This is a genomic window from Serratia sp. CY55921 (genome assembly GCF_052167655.1).
Classification (GTDB): domain Bacteria; phylum Pseudomonadota; class Gammaproteobacteria; order Enterobacterales; family Enterobacteriaceae; genus Serratia; species Serratia ureilytica.
Map to the genome: position 1 here is coordinate 223,009 of NZ_JBJNMU010000002.1, position 25,247 is coordinate 248,255.

23 protein-coding genes and 1 other annotated feature are annotated in these 25,247 nt (G+C 60.7%); of the genes, 9 read left to right on the forward strand and 14 right to left on the reverse strand.

The features are described from left to right. From thrA to ACJ8M3_RS14860, 3 genes are all read right to left on the reverse strand, one after another. Positions 1–2,460, reverse strand: coding sequence for a bifunctional aspartate kinase/homoserine dehydrogenase I (gene thrA / locus ACJ8M3_RS14850; RefSeq protein WP_033641811.1), 2,460 nt, complete (start codon positions 2,458–2,460; stop codon positions 1–3). Between the two features lie 24 nt (positions 2,461–2,484). Then, positions 2,485–2,602 (reverse strand) — a sequence feature (Thr leader region). After that, on the reverse strand, positions 2,541–2,627 hold the full coding sequence (thrL, locus tag ACJ8M3_RS14855; RefSeq protein ID WP_071845095.1) for a thr operon leader peptide: 87 nt from the start codon (positions 2,625–2,627) through the stop codon (positions 2,541–2,543). (Overlaps the previous feature by 62 nt.) A 194-nt stretch (positions 2,628–2,821) precedes the next feature. Next, positions 2,822–3,511, reverse strand: a complete 690-nt coding sequence (locus tag ACJ8M3_RS14860) for a tRNA/rRNA methyltransferase (protein WP_046688215.1) — start codon at positions 3,509–3,511, stop codon at positions 2,822–2,824. Positions 3,512–4,140: 629 nt separating this feature from the next. On the opposite strand from ACJ8M3_RS14860, the gene arcA reads away from it, so the two are divergent. Beyond that, positions 4,141–4,857 (forward strand): two-component system response regulator ArcA, encoded by a 717-nt coding sequence (arcA, locus tag ACJ8M3_RS14865; protein ID WP_004933003.1) that lies wholly within the window; start codon positions 4,141–4,143, stop codon positions 4,855–4,857. Positions 4,858–4,908: 51 nt separating this feature from the next. Here the strand turns inward: arcA and creA are convergent, their stop codons facing one another. Further along, the gene (gene creA, locus ACJ8M3_RS14870; RefSeq protein ID WP_033641809.1) at positions 4,909–5,388 is read right to left on the reverse strand and encodes a protein CreA; all 480 of its coding nucleotides are present in this window, start codon (positions 5,386–5,388) and stop codon (positions 4,909–4,911) included. A 342-nt stretch (positions 5,389–5,730) separates the two neighbouring features. Here creA and robA point away from each other — a divergent pair, with 342 nt between their 5' ends. Next, positions 5,731–6,600, forward strand: coding sequence for an MDR efflux pump AcrAB transcriptional activator RobA (gene robA, locus ACJ8M3_RS14875; protein WP_033641808.1), 870 nt, complete (start codon positions 5,731–5,733; stop codon positions 6,598–6,600). Here robA and gpmB read toward each other — a convergent pair. Continuing rightward, entirely contained in the window at positions 6,597–7,244 is a 648-nt protein-coding gene (gene gpmB / locus ACJ8M3_RS14880) for a 2,3-diphosphoglycerate-dependent phosphoglycerate mutase GpmB (protein WP_025305227.1), read from the reverse strand. The two genes, robA and gpmB, sit on opposite strands and share 4 nt — an antisense overlap. A 101-nt stretch (positions 7,245–7,345) precedes the next feature. Between gpmB and yjjX the strand changes: the two genes are divergently transcribed. Beyond that, on the forward strand, positions 7,346–7,864 hold the full coding sequence (gene yjjX / locus ACJ8M3_RS14885; protein ID WP_033641807.1) for an inosine/xanthosine triphosphatase: 519 nt from the start codon (positions 7,346–7,348) through the stop codon (positions 7,862–7,864). Positions 7,865–7,875: 11 nt separating this feature from the next. Here the strand turns inward: yjjX and trpR are convergent, their stop codons facing one another. Further along, a complete protein-coding gene (gene trpR / locus ACJ8M3_RS14890; RefSeq protein ID WP_016929152.1) occupies positions 7,876–8,205 on the reverse strand; it encodes a trp operon repressor in 330 nt (109 codons plus the stop codon). A 54-nt stretch (positions 8,206–8,259) separates the two neighbouring features. Continuing rightward, on the reverse strand, positions 8,260–10,188 hold the full coding sequence (sltY, locus tag ACJ8M3_RS14895) for a murein transglycosylase (RefSeq protein WP_033641806.1): 1,929 nt from the start codon (positions 10,186–10,188) through the stop codon (positions 8,260–8,262). 632 nt (positions 10,189–10,820) lie between these two features. On the opposite strand from sltY, the gene ACJ8M3_RS14900 reads away from it, so the two are divergent. The 4 genes from ACJ8M3_RS14900 (at position 10,821) to ettA (ending at position 15,022) form a co-directional block, all read left to right on the forward strand. Then, a complete protein-coding gene (locus ACJ8M3_RS14900) occupies positions 10,821–11,432 on the forward strand; it encodes a YfiR family protein (protein ID WP_033651698.1) in 612 nt (203 codons plus the stop codon). Beyond that, positions 11,429–12,676 carry a diguanylate cyclase domain-containing protein gene (locus ACJ8M3_RS14905; protein WP_442514702.1) on the forward strand — a complete coding sequence of 416 codons (1,248 nt, stop codon included), beginning with the start codon at positions 11,429–11,431 and terminating at the stop codon, positions 12,674–12,676. Before ACJ8M3_RS14900 ends, ACJ8M3_RS14905 begins: the two co-directional genes overlap by 4 nt. Before the next feature lie 38 nt (positions 12,677–12,714). Further along, positions 12,715–13,212 (forward strand): OmpA family protein, encoded by a 498-nt coding sequence (locus tag ACJ8M3_RS14910; RefSeq protein WP_033641803.1) that lies wholly within the window; start codon positions 12,715–12,717, stop codon positions 13,210–13,212. A 142-nt stretch (positions 13,213–13,354) separates the two neighbouring features. Beyond that, positions 13,355–15,022, forward strand: a complete 1,668-nt coding sequence (gene ettA, locus ACJ8M3_RS14915; RefSeq protein ID WP_025159620.1) for an energy-dependent translational throttle protein EttA — start codon at positions 13,355–13,357, stop codon at positions 15,020–15,022. A gap of 30 nt (positions 15,023–15,052) precedes the next feature. On the opposite strand, the gene ACJ8M3_RS14920 is transcribed toward ettA, so the two are convergent. Together ACJ8M3_RS14920 and ACJ8M3_RS14925 are read right to left on the reverse strand one after the other, a co-directional pair. Further along, positions 15,053–15,958: an AraC family transcriptional regulator gene (locus tag ACJ8M3_RS14920; RefSeq protein WP_060659968.1), complete on the reverse strand. Its 906-nt coding sequence runs from the start codon at positions 15,956–15,958 to the stop codon at positions 15,053–15,055. A gap of 106 nt (positions 15,959–16,064) precedes the next feature. Then, on the reverse strand, positions 16,065–16,976 hold the full coding sequence (locus ACJ8M3_RS14925; RefSeq protein ID WP_033641801.1) for a LysR family transcriptional regulator: 912 nt from the start codon (positions 16,974–16,976) through the stop codon (positions 16,065–16,067). 97 nt (positions 16,977–17,073) lie between these two features. On the opposite strand from ACJ8M3_RS14925, the gene ACJ8M3_RS14930 reads away from it, so the two are divergent. After that, positions 17,074–18,075, forward strand: a complete 1,002-nt coding sequence (locus tag ACJ8M3_RS14930; protein WP_033641800.1) for a zinc-binding alcohol dehydrogenase family protein — start codon at positions 17,074–17,076, stop codon at positions 18,073–18,075. Positions 18,076–18,106: 31 nt separating this feature from the next. Here the strand turns inward: ACJ8M3_RS14930 and ACJ8M3_RS14935 are convergent, their stop codons facing one another. From ACJ8M3_RS14935 to serB, 4 genes are all read right to left on the reverse strand, one after another. Next, complete coding sequence (locus ACJ8M3_RS14935; protein WP_033651702.1) at positions 18,107–19,540, reverse strand: glycosyltransferase family 39 protein; 1,434 nt, start codon at positions 19,538–19,540, stop codon at positions 18,107–18,109. Between the two features lie 133 nt (positions 19,541–19,673). Beyond that, positions 19,674–20,948 (reverse strand): multifunctional transcriptional regulator/nicotinamide-nucleotide adenylyltransferase/ribosylnicotinamide kinase NadR, encoded by a 1,275-nt coding sequence (gene nadR / locus ACJ8M3_RS14940; protein ID WP_442514703.1) that lies wholly within the window; start codon positions 20,946–20,948, stop codon positions 19,674–19,676. A 58-nt stretch (positions 20,949–21,006) separates the two neighbouring features. Next, positions 21,007–22,392: a DNA repair protein RadA gene (gene radA, locus ACJ8M3_RS14945; RefSeq protein WP_015376595.1), complete on the reverse strand. Its 1,386-nt coding sequence runs from the start codon at positions 22,390–22,392 to the stop codon at positions 21,007–21,009. A gap of 19 nt (positions 22,393–22,411) precedes the next feature. Continuing rightward, positions 22,412–23,389, reverse strand: coding sequence for a phosphoserine phosphatase (gene serB, locus ACJ8M3_RS14950; protein ID WP_042783658.1), 978 nt, complete (start codon positions 23,387–23,389; stop codon positions 22,412–22,414). Between the two features lie 110 nt (positions 23,390–23,499). On the opposite strand from serB, the gene ACJ8M3_RS14955 reads away from it, so the two are divergent. Next, positions 23,500–24,183, forward strand: a complete 684-nt coding sequence (locus ACJ8M3_RS14955; RefSeq protein ID WP_033641796.1) for a YtjB family periplasmic protein — start codon at positions 23,500–23,502, stop codon at positions 24,181–24,183. A gap of 169 nt (positions 24,184–24,352) precedes the next feature. On the opposite strand, the gene deoD is transcribed toward ACJ8M3_RS14955, so the two are convergent. Next, positions 24,353–25,084, reverse strand: a complete 732-nt coding sequence (gene deoD, locus ACJ8M3_RS14960; protein ID WP_004933059.1) for a purine-nucleoside phosphorylase — start codon at positions 25,082–25,084, stop codon at positions 24,353–24,355. Between the last annotated feature and the right edge of the window lie 163 nt (positions 25,085–25,247).

Consider the following 25,247-nt stretch of genomic DNA (forward strand, 5'->3'; position numbering starts at 1 on the left):
TTAAACTCCCAACTTCCATGACAGTGTGCGCAGCAGATCGGCGAATACGCCCGCTGCGGTCACATCGTTACCGGCGCCGTAGCCGCGCAGCACCAGCGGCAGCGGCTGATAGTAGCGGCTGTAGAAGGCCAGCGCGTTCTCGCCGTTCTTCACTTTATACAACGGATCGTTGCCGTCCACCGCCTCAATGCGCACCTTGCAGCGCCCTTCGTCGATCAGGCCGACATAGCGCAGCACCTTGCCTTGCTCGGCGGCGTTGGCCACGTTGCGCGCGAACTCTTTATCCAGCTCCGGCAACCGCGCCAGGAAGGTGTCCACGTCGCCCGACGCGTCGAAGGATGGCGGCAGCACCGGCTCGACCTCGATATCGCTCAGTTCCAGTTTATAACCGGCCTCGCGCGCCAGGATCAGCAGCTTGCGCGCCACGTCCATCCCGGACAGATCGTCGCGGGGATCCGGCTCGGTGTAGCCGTTGGCCCGAGCCTGCAGGGTCGCCGCCGACAGCGACAGCCCTTCGTCCAGCTTGCCGAAGATAAAGGACAGCGAGCCGGACAGGATGCCGGAGAAACGCACCAGTTCATCGCCGGCGTTCAGCAGGTTTTGCAGGTTCTCAATCACCGGCAAACCGGCGCCGACGTTGGTGTCGTACAGGAACTTGCGGTGCGAACCGGCGGCGGCCGCGCGCAGCTGCTGATAATAGTTCATCGACGAGGTGTTGGCCTTTTTGTTCGGCGTCACCACGTGGAAACCGTCCGCCAGGAAGTCCACGTACTGATCGGCCACCGCCTGACTGGAGGTACAGTCGACGATCACCGGGTTCAGCAGGTGATATTCCTTCACCAGCCGGATCAGACGGCCGAGATTGAACGGCTCCTGCGCGCCGGCCAGCGCGTCGCGCCAGCTGTCGAGCGCGATGCCGTGCACGTTGGTCAGCATCACGCGCGAGTTGGCGATGCCGCACACCCGCAGATCGATATGTTTTTGCTTCAGCCACGGCTGCTGACGATAGATCTGCTCGATCAACGCCCCGCCAACGCCGCCGACGCCGATGACGAACACTTCGATCACCTGATCGGTGTTGAACAGCATCTGGTGGCTGACGCGCACGCCGGTGGTGGCGGAATCATTGCTGACCACCACCGAAATGGAACGCTCCGAAGATCCTTGGGCGATGGCGACGATATTGATGTTGGCGCGCGCCAGCGCGGAGAAGAAGCGTGCGGAAATGCCGCGCAGGGTGCGCATGCCGTCGCCGACCACCGAGATGATCGCCAGGCGTTCCATCACGTCCAGCGGATCCAGCACGCCGTCTTTCAGCTCCAGATAGAACTCCTCTTCCAGCGCGCGACGAGCGCGCTGCAGTTCACCCTGCGGCACGCAGAAGCTGATGCTGTATTCGGAAGAGGATTGGGTGATCAGCACCACCGAAATGCCGGCGCGCGACATCACGGCGAAGACCCGTGCGGCCATGCCGACCATGCCTTTCATGCCCGGGCCGGAGACGTTGATCATCGCCATGTTGTTCAGGTTGGTGATGCCCTTCACCGGCATATCGGCATCGGTGCTGTCTTTGCCGATCAGCGTGCCGGGGGCCTGCGGGTTGGAGGTGTTTTTAATCAGGCAAGGGATTTGGAACTGAGCAATCGGAGTGATGGTGCGGGGATGTAGCACTTTGGCGCCGAAATAGGAAAGCTCCATCGCTTCCTGATACGACATCGATTTCAGTAACCTGGCGTCCGGCACGGTGCGCGGATCGCAGGTATAAACGCCGTCGACGTCGGTCCAGATCTCGCAACAGTCGGCGCGCAGGCAGGCGGCCAGCACCGCGGCGGAATAGTCGGAACCGTTGCGGCCCAGCACCACCAGCTCGCCCTTGTCATTACCGGCGGTGAAACCGGCCATCAGCACGATGTGATCGGCCGGGATCGCCGCGGCGGCGATGCGCAGCGTAGACTCGGCGATGTCCACGGTGGACTCCAGGTAGTGGCCCTGCGCCAGCAGTTTCTCCACCGGGTTGATCACCGTGACCGGATAACCCTTGGCGCGGAACACCCCTTCCATGATGGCGATGGAGAGCTTTTCGCCACGGCAGATGATCGCCGCGTTCACGCTGTCCGGGCACTGCCCCAGCAGCGAGACGCCATGCAGCACCTGTTTGAGCTGCGCGAATTCCTGATCGACCACGCCTTTCAAACGATCGTATTCAAAGCCCGGCAGCGCCTGCGCCAGTCCGCTCAGCAGGTCGGCAAAGATCCGCTCGGCGTCGCTCATATTCGGCAGAATGTCCTGGCCCGCCACCGTTTTGTCGATCATCGCCACCAGATGGTTGGTGATCTTTGCGGGGGCGGACAAGACCGTGGCTACCTGTCCCTGACGCGCGTTACTCTCCATGATGTCGGCGACGCGCAGAAAACGTTCCGCATTCGCTACCGAGGTTCCGCCAAATTTCAGCACTCGCATTTGTGATCTCTCCGAATTTAAGCCGAAAAAAAAGCCCGCACTGATTAGGTGCGGGCTTTTTTCTGTGTTTCCTGTGCGCGTCAGCCCGCCCCGTTACCTGTGGTATCGGTGGTGGTAATAATTGTGGTAGTCAGGCTGATATTGCGCATGTTGTCTGTCTGTCTCATGAAATACTCTGTCCCCTCTATTGGTTAAAGCAATCGCTATCCCAAGTCAAACGATTTCTTATTTTTGCTTATTTTCCGTTCAGCGGCGGTAATGCGCGATGCAACAGGTGAAAAGCAAAATGACAGAACAAAAAAACAACCTAAAGCCGGTTTAATAGTGGATCACACTGAGTAACCGCCTGCTGGAGCCGCTATCACTTGGCGAGTTTTTTTTCGATGTCGTGCAGCAGCGTATGCAGCATCGCCGTATCTCGCTGCGGCAACGCACCGAGGCGCTGGTGCAGCCAGTCGCGCAATTTTTGGTCATCGCCGACCTCCAGGGCATCCAACAAAGCATCGGCGCGGTGGCGCAACGCCCTGAGTTGCCCTTCAGGCGCCGCAGCCTCCTGCGGCGCGGCGTTGACGCCCATCAGGCTCGCCAACTGGTAGCAGTACACCATCACCGCCTGGCCCAGATTGAGCGACGGATAATCCGCCTGCATCGGCACGCCGGTCAGCAAATCCGCCAGCGCCAGCTCTTCGTTGGTCAGGCCGGAATCCTCGCGGCCGAATACCAGCGCGGCCTGGCCGACCCACTGCTTACGCTCACTCAGCTGTTCCAGCAGCTCAGGCGGCGTGCAGTAGTAGTGAAAACGCGCGCGACTGCGGGCGGTGGTGGCGACGGTAAAATCCACATCCGCCAGCGCCTGTTCCAGCGTGGCGAACGTTTGCACGCCGTCGAGGATCTCGCCGGCCCCATGTGCCACCCAGCGCGCCGCCGGCTGCAGATGCGCCTCGCTGTCGACGATGCGCAACGAAGCGAAACCCATGGTTTTCATCGCGCGCGCCGCCGCGCCGACGTTTTCCGGCCGCGCCGGAGCCACTAGAACAATATGAAGCTGCATCACTCTTCCACCGAAGGCGGGCCTGCGTTTTTGACGATAGCGCAGCGCCCGCATGTATTTACAATTGCGTAACAATAAACGCGTTAATAGCAACAAACAAGATTAAACGGCTCGTTGAGCTAATAAACCTGTCGTAATAGTCATTATTCATGCTTATGTTTTACTGCATTTATTTATCAATGAGTTAAAACAACGCAATGATCAATAAGCGAATAATTGTATCCTATCGGGCCGGATAATGCTGAATCGTTCACAGAATTTGAGGTTCTGTGACTTAAACTGGCATTTCTGTAAGTGTTTTTCACAAATCTGTTAACGTGCTACAATTGAATTTGATATATGTCAACAAAGCGTAGTTTTGTTGGGTGATGAATTCGGCACGCGCTGTTATATTGCTGTTAATGGGGTTAGGATATGCGCCGTTTTGGCACCCAAGGGGTTGTAGGGAACGGCATCCCCACCAGGCTAGCGATCTTGTTGACATGAGATGGAAAGTGCATCAAGAACGAGTTTACGTACTTTAGTCATTTGCTGAGAGGGAACGTGGCGCTATCTCTGCCCTCCTCTAAGAAAACAGAGACTTCTGTACTTCCTATTTTCTATTTTGTTGGCAATTTTAGGTAGCAAATATGCAGACCCCGCACATTCTGATTGTCGAAGACGAGTTAGTCACTCGTAACACCCTGAAGAGCATTTTCGAGGCGGAAGGCTACATTGTTCATGAAGCCAATGATGGTGCAGAGATGCACAATATCCTGTCTGAAAATGATATCAATCTGGTCATCATGGACATCAATCTGCCAGGCAAAAACGGCCTGCTGTTGGCGCGCGAACTGCGTGAACAGGCCAGCGTCGCCTTGATGTTCCTGACCGGCCGCGATAACGAGGTGGATAAAATCCTCGGCCTGGAAATCGGCGCCGACGATTACATCACCAAACCGTTCAACCCGCGTGAGCTGACCATCCGCGCGCGCAACCTGCTGTCGCGCACCATGAATCTGGGCAGCCTCGGCGAAGAGCGCCGCCTGGTCGAGAGCTACAAGTTCAACGGGTGGGAGCTGGACATCAACAGCCGCTCTTTGATCAGCCCGGCCGGCGAACAGTACAAGCTGCCGCGCAGCGAATTCCGCGCCATGCTGCACTTCTGCGAAAACCCGGGCAAGATCCAGTCCCGCGGCGAACTGCTGAAGAAGATGACCGGCCGCGAGCTGAAACCGCATGACCGCACCGTGGACGTCACCATCCGTCGCATTCGCAAGCACTTCGAATCGACGCCGGACACGCCGGAAATCATCGCCACCATCCACGGCGAAGGCTACCGCTTCTGCGGCGATCTGGAAGAGTAATTCCAGCCTGCCGTCATGAAAACGGGGTTCAGCATGCTGAACCCCGTTTTTTTATTTTGCCTCAGCCCACGGCATGATCGGCACCGCGCTCAGCGCATTCTTCGGCGAGCCGTCGATCACCTTGTCGGAGTAGCTCAGGTAGATCAGCGAATTGCGTTTGGCGTCGTAGAAGCGCACCACCTGCAGCTTCTTGAACACCAGCGACGTGCGTTTCTGGAACACCACATCGCCTTCCGCCTTGCCGTTTTTGATCTTGTCACTCAGCTCGATAGGCCCGACCTGCTGGCAGGAAATGGCCGCGTCGGCGGTATCTTCCGCCAGGCCCAGCCCGCCTTTGATGCCGCCGGTTTTGGCGCGGCTGATATAACAAGTTACATTTTTAACATCCGGATCGTCGAACGCTTCGACCACGATTTTGTGGTCCGGCCCCAACAATTTAAACACCGTATCAACGGAACCCACTTGCTCCGCCTGTGCGCTTCCCACGGTTGCGCAAACCAAACCGAATAAAAATATCCAGCTTTTTTTCATTTACTTAACTCCGATATAACCTTGCCGCGAAAATGGGCTCGGCGATCACCATTATTTATGTCTAAGCTCACGGAATTGGGTTTTTACGGGTCCGCACCGTCCGTTTTAGCACAGAGCGTGACAAAAATCTTTGAGAGTCGCGGAGGAAAAAAATTGCTATGATGCGGCGTCGTTATTTCTTTGCGCCCACTACGGTGTACCCCAATCCAACTCTGGCGCGGCATGCGCAGCAGAGGCAAAGAGTGCAACCCATAATGGCTCATGGATCGGTCTGATAGCGCAGCACCAGCGTGACGAATCAACAGTTCGGGTTCCTACCCCCAAGCTTTACGAGGAAGTTCTATGGATCAAGCCGGTATCATTCGTGATCTGCTTAGCTGGCTGGAAAGCCATTTGGACCAACCCTTGTCGCTGGATAACGTGGCGGCCAAGGCTGGCTACTCCAAATGGCACCTGCAACGGATGTTCAAAGATATTACCGGTAATGCCATCGGTGCTTACATCCGGGCAAGAAGGCTGTCCAAGGCCGCCGTCGCGCTGCGCCTGACCAGCCGGCCGATTTTGGATATCGCTCTGCAATATCGCTTCGACTCGCAGCAGACCTTCACGCGCGCCTTCAAGAAACAGTTTGCGCAAACGCCGGCGCTGTACCGCCGCGCCGAAGACTGGAACGCGTTCGGCATCTGCCCGCCGATCCGTCTGGGGGCCTTCACTCTGCCGCAGCCCGAGTTCCTCTCGTTGCCGGATAAGCATCTGGTCGGCCTGACCCAAAGCTACTCCTGCACGCTGGAACAGATCACCACCGTGCGCACCGAGCTGCGCTCGCAGTTCTGGCGCCAGTTCCTCGGCGAAGTCGAAACCTTGCCGCCGGTGCTGTACGGGTTGCACCACTCGCGTCCGAGCCAGGAGAAGGACGACGAACAGGAAGTGCTGTACACCACGGCGCTGGAGCCGGATCAGGTGCCTGATAAAGTGCAGGAAGTTCAACCGCTGGTGCTGCCGGGCGGCGAATTTGCAATGTTCAGCTATGAAGGGCCCATCGGAGGCCTGCAGGACTTTATCCTGACGGTCTACGGCACTTGCCTGCCGGAGCTCAAACTGACGCGCCGCAAAGGGCACGACATCGAGCGCTTCTACCCGAAAGGCGAGCGCCGTCCGCATCAGGCGCCTACCGAGATCAAGTGCGATTACCTGATCCCGATTCGACGTTAACGCTGCAGTTCGTCCAACGCGGGCATGTCCAGATGCGTGACATCGCCCGCCGTTTCGACGATCCAGCCGGAAGCCAGCCACGGGCTCTGCTGGTGATCGACGCGCGACAGTGAGCAGTTGCGCAAGCGCAGGCGACGTTCCGCATAGGCCGGCAGCCCGAGCACCGTACTGATCAAACACCCCAACGCGATGCCATGGCTGACGAGCAGCGGCTTGCTGCCCTCCGGCAGCATCAGGCAGCTCTCCAGCGCGGCGCGCATGCGCTCGCCCAGCTCCTCCATGGATTCGCCTTGAGGGATACGGCCGTCAGGAGTACCATCGACCATCTGTTTGCGCCACTGTTCTTCCTGCGGCGTCAAACTGTCGATCAGGCGTTCTTCCAGAACCCCCATGTGCAGCTCACGCAAACGCGGATCGCCAATCACTTCGCAGCCACAGGCTTCGGCGATGATCTGCGCGGTGCGGCGCGTGCGCCCCAGGTCGCTGGTAATGATATGCGTAATGCCTTCTTTGCTGACACGCCTGGCGACCAGACGGGCCTGGTGTTCCCCCATGGCGGTTAACGGGCTGTCGGACTGACCCTGGATGCGGCGAGCCGCATTCCATTCCGTTTCGCCGTGGCGAACGAGGTATACCTGTAACATTTTTGTTTTCCGTTATACTGCGTGAAATTTGCGTTTATCCCCGGCCCGGCGGCGCTTTTGCCGCTGCCCGGCGTATCGGCCAGAAGGATATCAAACCCGTTATGTACCATGTTGTCGCTGCAACTACCAACCCGGCAAAGATCAAGGCTATTCAATTGGCCTTCGATGACGTCTTCGGCGCAGGCCAATACCGCATTGAACCCGTCGACGTCGCCAGCGGCGTTTCGCTGCAGCCGATAGGCAATCACGAAACGCGCACCGGTGCGCGTCAACGCGTGATGGAAGCGCGCCAGGTCAGGCCCGAGGCCGATTTTTGGGTCGGCGTGGAAGCCGGGATTGAAGAGAATATGACCTTCGCCTGGATGACCATCGAGAACCCGTCCATCCGCGGCGAATCCCGCTCGGCGAGCCTGATGCTGCCGGAAGTCATCTTACAAGGTATTCGCGAAGGCCGCGAATTGGGCAGCGAAATGGCGACGATCACCGGCAACGCCGAGGTGAAGCGCCAGGGCGGCGCCATCGGCGTCTTCACCGACGGCCGGCTGAGCCGCACCAGCGTTTATCATCAGGCGCTGCTGCTGGCGCTGGTGCCGTTCCACAACGCCATCTATCAGCAATAACGCAGAGTCTGCTAGGGCGCGTCGTGCAGCAGCTGCTGCTCAAGCCACTGTTTCAGCGCGGGTGAAGCCGCTTTCAGGCTGTTAGAACCGCGGGTGATGGTGGCGATCCCCGCGCCCAGTTCATTTTTCAGCTCGCGCTGGCTCATCTCGCCGCGCATCAGTTCCTGAATGATCCGCACCCGGGTGCCCAGCGCGGTGCGCTCGTCCGGCGTCAGCATCAATTGCAACAGCGGTTGATGCAGTTCTTGCGCAAACGAATTCTGCAGCAGCGCGACGAAGCGCAGCCAATCCTCATTGCCTTGTTCTGAAAGAGCGGGGTCGTTTAACGATAATTGCGTCATGGCAGCCACCATACTATTTAACTAGTACAGCAGCATACCATAGGGCCGTCAAAATCAATAACGTCTCTGCCACTCGGCGTCGGTCAGCACCTTGGCTGGCCGGTGCGTCAGATAGCGGTAAAACGCATCGTAAGCCAGCACGTTCTTGACGTAGCCGCGGGTTTCCGAGAACGGAATGCTTTCGATGAACGCTACCGGATCGATCCGCCCCGCGCTGTTGCCCAGCCAGGTGTTCACTCGCGACGGGCCGGCGTTATAAGCGGCGCTCGACAGAATGCGGTTGCGGCCGAACTGCTGATAGACCGACTCCAGATAGCTGGTGCCGATGGTGATGTTGGTCTGCGGATCGAACAATTGGCTCGGCCCGACATAGCCGGGAATGTTGTACATCTGCACCGTATGCTGCGCGGTGCGCGGCATGACCTGCATCAGGCCGGAGGCGCCGACCGGCGACTGCGCCTTCGGATTCCAGGCGCTCTCCTGACGCGCGATCGCCATCGCATAGCTGCTGGTGATCCCCTTGTCATCGGTGGCGCGGCGGAACTCCTGCGGCCAGGCGACCGGGAAACGCTCTTCCAGATGATCCCACAGCTTGCCGACGATGGTCGCCTGCACGCTCAGATCGGCCCATTTTTGCTCAAAGGCGTAACGCGCCAGCGCCTCTTGTTCAGGCCGGCTGCGGCTGGCGACATAGGAACCCCACTCGCTGCGGGCCAGGTTGTCCATATTCCAGTACATCAGCTCGCGCACTCGGGCCACTTCCGGCCCGTCGGTCAGCGACGCGCGCGGCTTGGCCGCCACCGCCACCATCACCGGATAGGTTGCGTTCAGCTTCTGCGCCGCCACCATCGGATAGAAGCCGCGTTCGGTCATCAGGTTGCGCAACATCTCCTCGCCTTCGGCGCGTTTGCCTTCGTCCATCAGCTGACTGGCGCGCCAGTAGCGCCACTCATCCTTGTTGCGCGACTCTTCCGGCAAGCGAGCCAGCCAGGTCGCGACGCCCTGCCGATCGCCGTTGCCCAGCGCCATGCGCACCCGGCGCTCCAGCAGCGAAGGCGAACGGCTGCGCAGAATCACCTGATCGCGCCACTGCGCCTGTTCATAGGTAGCGTCGCTGCCCATCAGGCGCCAGGCCACCGCCTCTTCCAGCCCCAGCCGCTCCTCGTCGCTCATTTTCTGCAGCCGCGCGAGCGTCGGGATCATCGCCCGCGCGTTTTCCACATCCTGCCGCGCCAGGCGCTCAAAGGCGATGCCGGTGGCGGCACGGGTAAAGTCAGTCGGCCCTACGCTGCGGGCGAAGGCTTCCACAGTGGTCGGATCGTTTTGCAAGCGCACCAGAGCGTTGCCCATGGTTTGATAGTCGGCCGGCAGTTGGCTGTAGAGGTTGCTGACCAGCGAGCTGTTGCCCTCTTTCAGCGCCAGCTTCATGCGCGCCAGAATATCGAGCGGCGTTTGCTTGCCTGCGCCGCGCCAGACGCTGAACAGCCGATCGCAGGCGCTCGGCAGCGTTTTGCCGTTCAGCCACAGCTCGTCGGCGCCGCTCCAGGCCGCCTGCTGGTCGCCGGTAGCCCATTTGGCGTAGTAATAGTTGCAGCGCGCCGCCACCGGTTTGGGCGGCTGTGGGCTGAAGGCCAGCAGGGTGCGCCAATCTTCGCGCCGCGCCAGTTCATTGACGAAGCGCGGCGCCAGCGATTTCGCCGGCGGCAGCGTCGGGTTGCGTTTGATAAAGTCGTTCACTTCGGAGAACCCCGCCTGACTCAGATCCTGAGTCAGCTCGCGGTATTCCAGATAAGGATAAAGCGGGTAATCGCGCAGCGTCGGCATCAGCTGCGCCACCACGTCCATCTGATTGCCGTCCCACGCCTGCTTGATCTGCTGGTAGCGCTGACGTTGCGCATCCAGAGAATCCGCCAGCGCCGCGCCGGAAAACGCCGTCAGGCACAGCCCCATCGCCAACAGCCGTCGCTTGTCCACCTTGACCATCCTCGCTCTTTCCTCACTGATTGTGCCGCGGGAGCCGCCCAGCTCCCCGGTAACCGCCGCGCCACGGCGCCGCAGAACAAAATAAAACCGGGCGCACGGCCCGGACGCAGATATCTACCATAGACAGCGCAATCGCTCATCCATTCAATACTGTAGAAGAAGAAGTGTATCGCCATGATCGGAGCCAGGTAAAAAACGTTTACTTTGGCTGACAAATCAGGGCGGCGGGATATTATCGCCGGCCGGATTTTTATTAGCCGCAACGGCGTTTATTGGAAAAGTAAAATACTTTCTAATTATTAGCTATCACATTATTGCATTTAAGAGATAGCGCCGACGTTGCGCAAATCGCCTGACAGCTGGCCAAACGCGCCAACTTTGCAGAAAAGCGGTGGCAAACCCGAGAGGGCATTTTTATACTATCAAAAATAAGTAGGATAATTCCGAGAAAACAGCACATAAAGCGCCCAACGAAGACATCTTATAATACAATCCGCGCCAATTATGGGTAGATAGTGTTCATTAGGCAGTGCGACTGACAGCTTTCAGCAAAACGATTGTCCCTTCAAGCGGGCCGGATTTTTACTTGTCGGGCCACGGCCTGCGGGCGGTGGATCAGGCCGGAATGGCGGGTGAAGATGGCGAGTAATACCGCGATAACGATGCGTTGCGCAAAAAGCCCCGTGCCGGGCTTCCTTGCCGCACGCCTGAATATCGGCCGCCTGTTGCTGATCGTTTTGTTGGCGCTGCTGACGTTGCCCGGGCCTGCGCGCGCCGCCGATGATCCCTATCAACAGCGCACGCACGCCGTGACGACCGTGGTGGTAGGCATCATCAGCTACGCCCGCTGGTCACGTGAACCCAATCCGATCCGGTTGTGCGTGACCGCACCCACCCAGTATGCCGAGGGGCTGTTCGATCCGATCCTGCTCAGCGCGCCGCGTCCGATTAAAACCGAACGCGTGCCGTTCGACAGCCCGACGCTGAGTACCGGCTGCGATGTCATCTATTTAGGGAACATCAACGCCGCGCAGAGACAAAATTTCATGCAGCGCATTTCCGGCAACTCCATTCTCAGCATCAGCGAGAACGATAGCGAATGCTCCGCCGGCAGCGCATTTTGCCTGCAGATCAACGGCGACCAGGCCGGCTTCAAGGTCAACCTGGACGCCCTGGCGCGCAGCGGCGTGCGCGTTCACCCCAACGTGCTGCAGCTGGCGCGCAAACAGGCGCCGCCGCTATGAGGCTGTTGCGTAGAAACCGTTCCGGCAATGCGCGCCCGACGTTGGGCCCGGTGCTGCAGCGGGTGCATCTTGGGCTGGCGTTGATCGCCGTTGGCACCGCCGGCATCTTTCTGACGCTGGTGGCGCTGTTCGCGCTGCGCGCCTATGCCAACCACAACCTACACCTGATCGCGCGCTCCATCAGCTATACGGTTGAAGCGGCAGTGGTGTTTGGCGATCGCCCCTACATTCGCGAGGCGATGGTGCTGATCGCCGCCAAAGAAGAGGTGTCGGAGGCCAAAATTCTGAACAACGCCGGTGACGTGCTGGTCAGTTGGCATCGTCCCAAAGATGGCCCGCTGCACGGCATGGAGCAGGTTATCGCCCACTGGGCGCTGCCCGAGCCGGTCATCCTGCCTATCTCCCACGAGGGCAAACAGGTCGGCCAGGTCTGGCTGAGCGGCAACGGCGGCAGCCTGTTGCGTTTCCTGTTGCGCGGGCTGGTCGGCATGATCGCCTGCATGGTGCTCAGTACCCTGTGCGCCTTGGTGTTGTCGCGCCGCATGCTGGTCGGCATCGTCAGTTCGTTGGACGACATCGCCAACGTGGCGCATGCGGTGCGGCGAGATCGCACCTTCGGCCTGCGGGTGCCCTCGGCGCCGATCGCCGAGCTGCATGAGCTCAGCAATGATTTCAATGGCTTGCTCGATGAACTGGAGGCCTGGCAGGCCCATCTGAAGCAGGAAAACGACTCGCTGGCTCACCGGGCGACGCACGACAGCCTGACCGGCTTGCCGAACCGCGCCTTCTTCGAAGGCCGGCTGAGCCGCGCCCTGGGCGATATCGCGCCGCCGGCGAAATTGGCGGTGCTGTTTATCGACGGCGATCGCTTCAAGGAAGTGAACGACAGTTACGGTCACGCCGCGGGCGATGCGGTGCTGACCACCATTGCCGGACGCATTCGCGCGCAGCTGCGCGAAACCGATCTGGTCGCACGCCTGGGAGGAGATGAATTCGCCGTGCTGCTGGCGCCGGTTCACAGCACGGAAGATGTCTTGCAGATCGCCGACAACATCATCGATTGCATGACGCAACCGGTTATTTTACCGAACGACGAGACGATCATTACCTCTCTGAGTATCGGCATTGCGCTGTACCCTGATCACGCGTCGACGCCTCAGGGTCTTTTGCACGAAGCTGACGATGCGATGTATCAGGCAAAGCATCGTTATAACGGAGGCTGGCGGCTGGCTATACATAAATAAGAGCCCCGGCTATAACACTTGAACTAGGGATTTTGACTATGATACAGCAACTGTTTAAAGGTCGTTTTTCACTGCTGACGATGGCGTTCGTCGCCCTGCTGGCGCTCGCCGGTTGCCAGAGCAAGCCGCAAGGCCTGACGCCCGAGCAGGTTGCGCTGCTGCAATCGCAGGGCTTCAAACTGACCGACAACGGTTGGGAATTCGGCCTGTCGGATAAAGTGCTGTTCGGCAACAACATCGGCAAGCTGAACCCGGAAAGCACCGAGACGGTGCAGAAGATGGGCCGCGCGCTGCTGAGCGTCGGTATCACCAAGTTCCGTCTGGACGGCCATACCGACAACTACGGCGAAGACAGCTATAACGATCAGCTCTCCCTGCGCCGCGCCGATGCGGTCGCCGATCTGCTGGCCAGCGTCGGTATTCCGCGCGCCAACATCGAAACCCGCGGCATGGGCAAGCGCGATCCCGTCGCCGACAACCGCACCTCCAGCGGCCGCGCGGAAAACCGCCGCGTCGCGATCGTCGTCACGCCATAAGCCACCAATATGCGCCTTTATCGGCGCATAAACGGTTATACTTAGCGATCGCTGAGCGATGTCTGGGATCCAAGATCGAAACGGGCTACACTCATGCCGCCAGACATCCTATAAATACTGATATAGAGAGGCTTAGAGCAACGTGGCTCAATACGTCTATACCATGCACCGCGTCGGCAAAGTGGTACCGCCGAAGCGTCATATTTTGAAAAACATCTCCCTGAGCTTCTTCCCTGGGGCAAAAATCGGCGTACTGGGCCTGAACGGCGCCGGTAAGTCCACCCTGCTGCGCATCATGGCCGGCATCGATACCGATATCGAAGGGGAAGCGCGCCCGCAGCCGGGCATCAAGATCGGTTATCTGCCGCAGGAGCCGCAGCTTAACCTCGAACACACCGTGCGTGAGTCGGTGGAAGAAGCGCTGGCGGAAGTGGTCGGCGCGCTGAAACGCCTGGACGAAGTGTACGCGCTGTACGCGGAAGAAGGCGCAGACTTCGACAAGCTGGCCGCCGAACAGGGCCGCCTGGAAGAGATCATTCAGGCGCACGACGGTCACAACCTCAACGCGCAGCTGGAACGCGCTGCCGATGCGCTGCGCCTGCCGGACTGGGACGCCAAAATCGCCCATCTGTCCGGGGGTGAACGCCGCCGCGTCGCGCTGTGCCGCCTGCTGCTCGAAAAGCCGGACATGCTGCTGCTGGACGAACCGACCAACCACCTGGACGCCGAGTCCGTGGCCTGGCTGGAACGCTTCCTGCACGACTTCGAAGGCACCGTCGTGGCGATCACCCACGACCGCTACTTCCTGGATAACGTGGCCGGCTGGATCCTTGAACTGGACCGCGGCGAAGGCATTCCGTGGGAAGGCAACTACTCGTCCTGGCTGGAGCAGAAAGACGCGCGTCTGGCGCAGGAAGCGTCCGCCGAAGCCGCTCGTCGCAAGTCGATCGAGAAAGAGCTGGAGTGGGTGCGCCAGGGCGCCAAAGGCCGCCAGTCCAAAGGCAAGGCCCGTCTGGCCCGCTTTGAAGAGCTGAACAACACCGAATACCAAAAACGTAACGAAACCAACGAACTGTTCATTCCACCTGGCGCGCGCCTGGGCGATAAAGTGGTCGAAGTCAGCAACCTGCGCAAGTCTTACGGCGACCGCCTGCTGATCGACGACCTGTCGTTCTCGGTGCCGAAAGGGGCGATCGTCGGCATCATCGGCCCGAACGGCGCGGGTAAATCCACGCTGTTCCGCATGATGTCCGGTCAGGAGCAACCTGATTCCGGCAGCATCGTGCTGGGCGATACCGTCAAGCTGGCGTCCGTCGATCAGTTCCGCGACAGCATGGACGGTTCGAAAACCGTGTGGGAAGAGGTCTCCGGCGGGCAGGACATCATGCGCATCGGCAACACCGAGATGCCGAGCCGCGCCTATGTCGGCCGCTTCAACTTCAAGGGCGTCGATCAGGGTAAACGCGTGGGCGAGCTGTCCGGCGGTGAGCGTGGCCGTCTGCACCTGGCCAAGCTGCTGCAGGTTGGCGGCAACGTGCTGCTGCTCGATGAACCGACCAACGACCTGGATATCGAAACCCTGCGCGCGCTGGAAAACGCCCTGCTGGAATTCCCTGGCTGCGCCATGGTGATCTCGCACGACCGTTGGTTCCTCGACCGTATCGCCACCCACATCCTGGACTACCAGGACGAGGGCAAAGTGGAATTCTTCGAAGGCAACTTCACCGAGTACGAAGAGTACAAGAAGCGTACGCTGGGCGCCGATGCGCTCGAGCCGCACCGCATCAAGTACAAAAAGATCGCCAAGTAATCCCCAAGGCGCCGCATGCGGCGCCTTTTTTTATGCCCGCGCCCGGCGATAATCGCGCGGTGAGCACGCCATCACGCGCTTGAAAGCATGGCTGAACGCGCTGTCGGAATCGTACCCCAAACGTTGCGCGATGATGGATACCGGTTCAACACCGGTACGCAGCGCCCGCGCAGCCAGCAACATGCGCCAACGCGACACATACTCAAGCGGCGCCATTCCCGCCTTCTGCTTGAAGCGCAGCGCCAACGTCGAACGGGAAACGCTCGCCGCATCGGCCAATGACGCCACCGTCCAGCGACGGGCTGGATCGGCGTGTACTGCCTGCATCGCGGCGCCGATGCGCGGATCGAACAAGGCGGGCAGCCAGCCGGAGGCCGCGCCCTCCTCCCCCGTCAGGTAAATCCGCAGCGCCTGGGTCAACATGATTTGCCCCAGGTGATGCGTCATCAGCGCGCTACCCGGCGAAGGCTTTAACAGCTCGTCCGCCAGCCGCTGCAACGCCCATTGCAACACGGCGGCCTCTTCGGTGCCGCCTCGGATCACCATCAACGCCGGTAAACTCCCCAACAACCGCTCCACTTCCTCACCGAAGGTAAAACTCCCGCCGATAAACAGGCAATCCTCCGCCTCGCCGCAGCTCGCCACGCCATTTTTCGCCTGCAGATAAAGTACGTCAGCATCGAGCGCCGGCAGCGACAGATCGCTGCCGACAGTGACCGGCAGGCTGCGGGTCAGCAGCAAACAGTCGCCGGCCGCCAGCCGCAGCGGTTCGGCCAACCCTTCCGCCGCCAGCCAACAGCCGCCGCGCACCACCGCGTTGAATTTCCCGCTCTGCGGCGCAGGAAAATGAACGGCCCAGTCGCCGCCGGCCTTCAGGCCGCCGAAAAACGCATTCTGGCTGTTCAATGGCGCAAGCACTTCCGATAACGGATCCATACCCTCTCCCCCTAAGCCCCTTTCATGAGCATAGCCCGCGCCATGCTCCAGCCAAAGGTTTAGGACGATGGCGACAGAAATTAGGCGTCGGCGTCATCTGCCAGGCCTACTCCCGCGTCAGCTCGCGCGCGTAGTCGTCAAACGCCGGGTGCTGCAATACCACATCGATGAAACAGGCCAGCGCCGGGGAATTCAGCTTGCGGCTCGGGTAAACCAGATACAGTTCATTCCCTTCTGCGCGCCAGGCCGGCAACACCTCCACCAACAGCTTCTGCGCCACCACCTCGCGGCTGAGAAACGCCGGCAGCAGCGTGATCCCCGCGCCGGCGATAGCGCATTCGCGCGCATACAGCAGATTGTCGGTGGTGTGCGCCAGCGGCAGCTGCCAGCGGTAATAATCGTCGCCGCAGCGCAGGTTCCAGGCCGTCCAGGCGCGGTGGGCAATGCAGCGATGCTGCTGCAGCTGCTGCGGGTGCTCGATCGGCGAGTGCTGCGCCAGATAGGACGGCGCAGCCAGCAGATAGCGCGGCGCATACCCGAGGCGGCGGCCGATCAGCGAAGAATCCTGCGGCTTGCCGGTGCGCAGCGCGGCGTCGAAGCCTTCCTGCACCAGATCCACCATGGCGTCGGATACCGACACCTCCAGCGATACGTCCGGGTACTGGCGCTGAAAATCCGCCGCCAGCCGCGCCACCAGGGTTGCCCCCAACCCGGCCGGCGTCGAGATGCGCAGGCGGCCGCTCGGGTTGTCGCGCAGCCGCTGCAGCGCCAGATCGGCCCGCTCGGCGGCGGACATCATCGCCTGGCAGTGTTCCAGATAGCGCTCGCCGGCGAAGGTCAGGTTCAGCTGGCGCGTGGTGCGGTTGAGCAAACGCAGCCCCAGCGTCTGTTCGAGCTGGCTGATGCGCTGACTGACGCTGGACTTCGGCAACCCGACACGCTGCGCGGCGGCGGTGAAGCTGCCGCACTCCGCCACCAGCGCGAACAGCGCCATGTCCTGCAGCTGTTTGAACTCCATTGTTCACCTCTGACGAACACTCAGTTAGATATTGTCCATCTTATCACCCCACTGCCGCGGGTCTACACTGGGGACATCATTTGAAAGGAGCACAATCATGTCGATAAAAGCCATTGCCGTAGACCCGCAGAACCCCGCCGGTTTCATCGAAATCTCACCGGAGATGCCGGTGCCCGGCCAGTACGATCTGCTGGTGGAAGTGAAAGCGGCCTCGGTCAACCCGGTGGATACCAAAGTGCACGCCGGTCTGCAGAAAAGCGGCCTGCAGCAGCCGCGCGTCCTCGGCTGGGACGCCAGCGGCGTCGTGCTGGACGTGGGCAGCGGTGTCAGCGGCTTCAAGCCCGGCGATGAAGTGTGGTACGCCGGCGATATCACCCGGCCCGGCAGCAACAGCAGCCACCAACTGATCGACTCTCGCATCGCCGCGCACAAACCGCGCAGCCTGAACTGGGCGGAGTCCGCCGCCATGCCGCTCACCGCCCTCACCGCCTGGGAGGCGCTGTTCGAGCACCTGAACATTCAGGATGCGCCGGAGCACAAGACGCTGCTGATCATCGGCGGCGCCGGCGGGGTCGGCTCGCTGGCCATTCCGCTGGCCGCGCTGCGCAGCAAGGTGAAAGTGATCGCCACCGCGTCCAGGCCGGAATCCGCCGCCTGGTGCCGCGAGCGGGGCGCCGACCTGGTGGTGGACTACCGCGATTTGAAGGGCAACCTGGCGCAACACGGCATCGAGCAGGTGGATTACATCCTCTGTCTGAACGATACCGACGGCCACTGGCCGGCGATGGCCGAACTGATCGCGCCGCTCGGCCATATCTGCACCATCGTCGAGAACGCGCAGCCGTTGGATCAAAACGCGCTGAAGCTGAAAAGCGCCGCGCTGCACTGGGAATTCATGTTCACCCGCAGCATGTTCACCACCCCGGACATCGCGCAGCAAGGCCGGATCCTGCAGCAGGTGGCGCAACTGCTGGACGACGGCAAACTGAGCACCACGCTGAGCGAAACCCTGCACGGGCTGTCGGTAGACACGCTGACCGCCGCGCACCAACAGCTGCTCGGCGGCCATATGCAAGGCAAGCTGGTTATCGCTTACTGAGTTCGCATCGCGGCGGTGCTCTGCGCCGCCGTTACTGCGGGCGAACGAAGCCGACGCACAGCACCTGCTCATCGCTCTGCGGATCGGCGCGGAAGGTCAGCGTCTGCTGCCAGTCGAGGCGCATCTTCGGCCAGTGGGCCAGTTCGCCGCCGAAGTCGCTGTGTGCGCAGTCTTCACCCAACCGACCGAACAAGGCGACGCCATGCCGCGCAATCTGCGGATAGCTGATGTTGACGTTGTAGATGTTCGGCCGCGTATGATTGGACCAGCGCGTAATGGTCTGCGGCCGGGAACCGGCATACACCGTCATCCACTGCGACAGGTATTCGCCGCCGACATAACGCAGACTGACGCCATACCGCTCCTGCCACAGCTGCTCCACTCCGGCGCTGAACGCCTTGATGCCCACCATCTTCTGACCGGCATTGCGCACGTTGCCCAGCATCACCGCGGCATACCCCAGATAGACCGCCAGCGCCGCGCACATCAGCCCAATAGTCGCCGCCCGCAGCGAACGCACCGGCGGCTGACGCACGCAGCCGACCAGCAGCGCGGGGGCCAGCATGAAGAACGGCTGCAGCCACTCGGTCAAGCGGCCGCCGACGTTGAAGGAGAACCAGAAGGTGATGATGCCGAGCGGCAGCAGGTAGATCCACAGCAGCACCCGCATCGGCAAGGCTTTCGGCCAGGCCAGCACCGCCCCGCTGCGGCGCAGGATCCACCACAGCACCAGCGACGGATAGAACACCAGTAGCAGCGACTGCAGCATGTCGAGATTGAGCTGCATCTTGATCTGCGAATCCACCCACTTAAAGGCGGCGAAGTCGTGGTTCCACAGCCAGAATACGTTCGGCAACACCAGCGCCAGCCAGATCGCCACCGCCAGATAGAACTGCGGTTGGCGATAGCAGCGACGGATCTGCGGCACGAACAGCGTCGACAGCGCCGCGAAATAGACGAAGGCGAAGGTCGAATACTTCGCCATCATCGCCAGACCGGCGGCCAACGCGAAGGCCGGCCACCAGTTGGCCGAACGGGAAATCGCCATGTGGAAGAACAGCGCCATCCACGGCCACAGCATCACCAACAGGTAGTTGTCGTTGTAGGGAATGATGTCGAAATTGATGATGCCGGACAGGTTGAGCGTCAGCAGCGCCATCCAGGCCAGCGAAGTGCTGCCGCTCAGACGTCGCGCCAACAGCCAGACGCCCAACATGCCGATGGCGATGGCGATGAAGTGCCCGCCGTACCAGTAAACGTTCAGCGGCAGCCACGACAGCCAGATCGCCGGCTGCATCGCCGCACCGACCAACCAAGGATTTTTCGGTGAGCCCCACTCGCCGTTGAGGCCCCAATTGAGCGCCTCGACGGCGTCGTAAGGCAGGGTAGGATCGAGATGAACGGTCAGCAGCGTCCAGGCTGCGGCATAGCAGATCAACCAGAGAGCGAGTAAGCGATAAGACATGTCTTCTTCTGAGCGTTATTGTAAAGAAAACCTTAACGTAGTCGCTACCGAATGAACCATGTTTAAACAGGCCTTTAAATGTGCGTCCGTGCGGCCGTTTCTGCCGCGCGATCGCACATTACGCTAATTTTTCTCAGCCTGCGGCGTGGCGCTGGGCGGGCGCATTCGCCAGCCGACCGGCGTCCGCCGCCAGCAGCTGTTGCACCAGCTCGACACAGCGCAGGAAGCGCTCTTCGTAATCGCTGGACTCAACGTGCACGTACTCGATGTTGTTGGCGCGCAGCATCTCCTCCAGCAGGCGCTGGAACGCCAGGCGATCGGCGGTGCTGCCGAGACTGCGCAGGCCGTCCGCCACCCACGGCGTGTTGTTTTCCAGCAGGATCACCAGATCGAAGCGGTATTCGTCGATCAGCGCCTGCACGAAGGGATGCTCACGCCCTTCGTACTTTTTGCAAAACGCCTGGGTGGTGACGAAATCGGTATCGATAAACGCCACCTTGTTGGCGTACTTGACCGCGAAATCCACGTATTGCGCCTGCCCGAGGGCAATTTTGTCGTAGTCGGAGTACTGCAGCGCCATCTCGTCGCCGCCCAGGTGCGAGAACACGTAATCGCGGCCATATTCCCAGGCGCTGGTGGTGTTGAAGATGTTGGCCAGCTTGTTGACCAGCGTCGATTTGCCGCTCGACTCGCCGCCGAGGATCGCCACGGTGCGCACGAAGAACGGTTTCACCTCGGTCGGGATGTAATCCCAATAGCGGAACGGATCCTGGCGGATCTGATTGCCGCTGATGTTCATGAACGAGCGTTCGGGATCGACCAAAATGGTTTCGATGCCCAGATGCTCGCGGTAGCGCGGTGCATCCTGCGCTTCGCTGGAATAGATGAAGCTCGGCACGATGCCTTTCTGTTCCATAAAGGCCTTCATGCCGTCGCTCCACACGTTCCAGCCGTGCGGGTACGGTTCGATGCCCTGCTCGTCGAACGAGTGGATATGGATGTTTTTCTGGTACTTGAAGGTCTGCAGCAGCCAGCGCAGGCGATCGCTGACCGTCGGCTGTTGCGACATCGAACTGTTCTCGAACAGCTCACGGTCGCGCGGCTCGTCGTGGCACAAGATAACGTGCAGCTCATCCACCTGGCTGCAGGCGCGCTGGATCAGATAGATGTGGCCGGTATGCAGCGGGTAAAATTTACCAAACACCACGCCGACTTTGACTTCTTTGCGCGGGAACTTCAGCCCGAGAAAACGGTGCAGCGCCTCGAGCTTTTGCGCGCTCGGGCTTTTGATCTTGTCGTTCAACAGCTGGCTGAGATAGCCTTTGGTCATGCCGCTGGCATCCGCCACCTGCTGCAACGTGCAGCCCTTTTGCTTGATGGACGTCTTCAGGTAATCAAATTGCGGCATGGCCACCTCCGTTTAGTATGCTAAACAAAATAGCATATCTTTCTCGCCGTCGGCGACATTAATAAAACTCTTCCAGCACGTCCAGCGCGTCCGCCAGCTTCTTGACCCCGAACACCTGCATGTTGGCCGGCGGCTTCTTCGGCATGTTGCCGTGCGGCACGATGGCACGCTTGAAGCCGTGCTTGGCCGCTTCGGCGATCCGCTCCTGGCCGCTCGGCACCGGACGGATCTCACCCGCCAACCCCACTTCGCCGAACACCACCAAATCGTTCGGCAGCGGCCGATCGCGCAGGCTTGAAACCAGCGACATCAGCAGCGCCAGATCGGCGCTGGTCTCGCTGACCTTTACCCCGCCGACCACGTTGACGAACACGTCCTGATCCGACATCTGCAGCCCGCCGTGCCGGTGCAGCACCGCCAGCAGGATCGCCAACCGGTTCTGCTCCAGGCCCACCGCCACGCGGCGCGGGTTGGACATCATCGAATGATCCACCAGCGCCTGGATCTCCACCAGCAGCGGCCGGGTACCTTCCCACACCACCATCACCGAGCTGCCGGAGGTGACTTCGTCGCCGCGGCTGAGGAAGATAGCCGAAGGGTTGCTCACTTCGCGCAGCCCCTGTTCGGTCATGGCAAACACGCCCAGCTCGTTGACCGCGCCGAAGCGGTTCTTGTGGCTGCGCAGAGTGCGGAAGCGGGAATCGGCGTCGCCGTCCAGCAGCACCGAACAGTCGATACAGTGTTCCAGCACTTTCGGCCCGGCCAGCGAGCCGTCTTTGGTGACGTGGCCGACCATGACGATCGCCACGCCGCGCGTCTTGGCGAAGCGCGTCAGATAGGCGGCGGTTTCCCGCACCTGCGCCACGCTGCCCGGCGAAGACTGAATGTCCGCCATGTGCATCACCTGGATCGAGTCGATCACCATCAGCTTCGGCTGCTCCTGCTCAGCTATCAGGCAGATCTGCTCGATGCTGGTTTCCGACAGCATGTTCAGGCCGCCGGTCGGCAGCCCCAGACGGTGGGCGCGCATCGCCACCTGCTGCAGCGACTCCTCGCCGGTGACGTACAGGGTTTTCATCTGTTCGGACAGTTTGCACAGCACCTGCAGCAACAGGGTGCTCTTGCCGGCGCCGGGGTTGCCGCCGATCAGAATGGCGCTGCCGGGCACCACGCCGCCGCCCAGCACGCGGTCGAACTCGAGAAAGCCGGTGGTGAAGCGCGGCAGCGCCTCAAGGCTGATTTCCGACAGCTTCTGCACTTTGCTGACGCCGGCGTCGCCGGCATAGCCGCTGAGGCGATCGTTGCGCGCCGCAGCGGGCGACGCGGCCAAACGCACTTCCGTGATGGTGTTCCAGGCATGGCAGGCGCTGCACTGCCCCTGCCAACGCGGATAGTCCGCCCCGCACTCATTGCACACAAATGCCCGCTTTGCCGCTTTTGCCACGTCTTACCTCAATCTTTCGTTATCGCACTTCGTGTTTCAGGCTGCCGGTGAGAATACACAGCACGCCCATCAAATCCGCATGCCGGATCGCCACCTGCGCTTTTTCATACACTTTCGGTTTGGCGTGGTAGGCGATGCCCAGCCCCGCCGCCTGCATCATTTTCAAGTCGTTGGCGCCGTCGCCGATGGCCACGGTCTGCGCCAACGGGATCTCCAGCTTCTCCGCCAGCCGCAGCAGCGTATCGGCTTTGAACTGCGCGTCCACCACCGGCCCCAGCACTTCGCCGGTCAGCTTGCCGTCGCGGATCTCCAGCTCGTTGGCCGCCGCCGCCACCAGCCGCAGCCGGTTGCGCAGGTATTCGGCGTAGTAGGTGAAGCCGCCGGAGGCGATCGCCACATGCCAGCCCATCGCCTGCAGCTTGCCCACCAGGCTGGTCAGCCCCGGCATCAGCGGCAGCTCGTCGCGCACCTGCTTAAGGATGTTGGCGTCGGCCCCTTTCAGCGTACCGACGCGCTGGCGCAGGCTGGCGGTAAAGTCCAGCTCGCCGCGCATCGCGCGTTCGGTCACTTCCGCCACCTGCTCGCCGACGCCCGCCAGCTTGGCGATCTCATCGATGCACTCGATCTCGATCGCCGTTGAATCCATGTCCATCACCAGCAGCCCCGGCGTGCGCAGGTGCGGGATTTTGCCGAGCGGCGCCACATCCAGCCCGCTCTCTGCCGCCAGCAGCTTGGCGCGCGGCGTCAAGGTGCCCGCCAGCCGCACCACCTGATAGTCGTCCACGCCCCAGGCGGTGACGATCACCATCGCCGCGCCCAGCTTGCGTTGGAATTGGGTAATGCGCGCCTTGTCCAGCGCCCTGCCATATAACAGCCACCCGGTATTGCCCGCCCGGTAGTCCAGCGGCATCACTTCGTCGCCGCTGAGCGAAAGGGGAAGACCCGGCCATTGAGAGATCTCCGCCGGAAGATCGCAATAGGTCAGACTGTTTGACATCATTGACTCCTGAATGGACAAAAACGCTGCATGATAAAACGACGCATCAAGCTATCCTATCGCCAGCGGTTCTGGCAACATAAAGTGTCCCCGATGCCCAAGGAACCTGCATGGCTCGCGCTAAACTGAAATTTCGCCTGCACCGCACCGCTATTATCCTGATTTGCCTGGCTTTGCTGGTGCTGCTGATGCAGGGCGCCTCTTATTTTAGCCTGAGTCACCAAATGGCGCGATCCGAGCAGGTGGAAGAGCTGGCGCAAACGCTGACCAAACAGGTCGCCTACAGCCTGGCGCCGCTGCTGGACGACGACGGCAACAATCCGCGCATCGACGCCATCCTCAAGCAGCTCACCGATCACAGCCGCATTCTCGACGTCAGCGTGTATCAGCTGGACGGCACGCTGGTCTCCCACGCCGGGGAACAGATAAGTATACGCGATCGCCTGTCGCTCGACGGCAAACGCGCCGGCAGCTACTTCAACCACCAGTTGGTCGAATCCATTCAGGGCAAAGACGGCCCGATCGGCTTTATCCGCATCACCCTCGACACCCACGTGCTGGCGACCGAATCCAAGCAGGTGGACAACACCACCAACCTGCTGCGCCTGATGATCCTGCTGGCGCTGGCGATCGGCATCATTCTGGCGCGTACCCTGCTGCAACACCGCCGCAGCCGCTGGCAGCAGTCGCCCTACCTGTTGACCGCCAACACACCACTGGAAGAAGGCAATACGGTGGAAGACGATGAAGACGATGCGCCGGAGAAAAAACAGGAAGCGCCTAAGCAGGGGTAATTCAGGCCAAGCGTTGAATGCGTTCGTGCCGTTTTCTTGTCCTTTCGGTGAATAGATTGTCCGTAACAACGGGATCCACATCCAATTGAAAGGTAAAGCGTTAGCCAAAAACGGCCATGCGGAGTGAATGGATTGACGGGCGGGCGCCATGACGACGCCCGCCGCGGTATTACGCTTTGTCGCCCAGCAGCACGGATTCCAGCGCGATAACGATCATTTCGTTAAAGGTGGTCTGGCGTTCCGCCGCCGTGGTCGCTTCGTGACGCAGGATGTGGTCGGACACGGTGCAGATGGTCAGCGCCTTACAGCCGAACTCTTCGTACAGCTCCGCCGCCACGCCGTAGATGCCGGCCGCTTCCATTTCCACGCCCAGGATGCCGTACTTCTTCATCACCTGGAACATATCCGGATCCGGGGTGTAGAACAGATCGGCGGAGAAGATGTTGCCCACGCGCGCCGGGATGCCCTGCGCCGCCGCCGCGTCGACCGCGTTGCGCACCATGTCGAAGTCGGCGATCGCCGCGTAGTCGTTGTCCTTGAAGCGCAGACGGTTCACCTTGGAGTCGGTGCACGCGCCCATGCCGATCACCACGTCGCGCAGTTTGATATCGTCACGCACCGCGCCGCAGGAACCCACGCGAATGATCTTCTTCACGCCGAATTCGGCGATCAGCTCGCGCGCGTAGATGGAGCAGGACGGAATGCCCATGCCGTGGCCCATTACGGAGATGCGGCGGCCTTTGTAGGTGCCGGTGAAACCCAACATGCCGCGCACGTTGTTCACTTCCACCGCGCCTTCCAGGAAGGTTTCGGCGATGTATTTTGCGCGCAGCGGGTCGCCCGGCATCAGTACTACGTCAGCGAAATCACCCATCTCAGCATTAATGTGCGGCGTAGCCATAATTTTCTTCCTTTAGAAATCTTATTTAATAAAAACGTCAAACATCCAAGCCTTGAATTTCGAGTTGCAGCCAGGCAGCTGGCGGGGAATCCCCAGGAGCTTACTTGAGTAAGCGACTGGGGTTCACGCGTGAAGCTAACAACGCTGCGGCTTGAAAGACAGG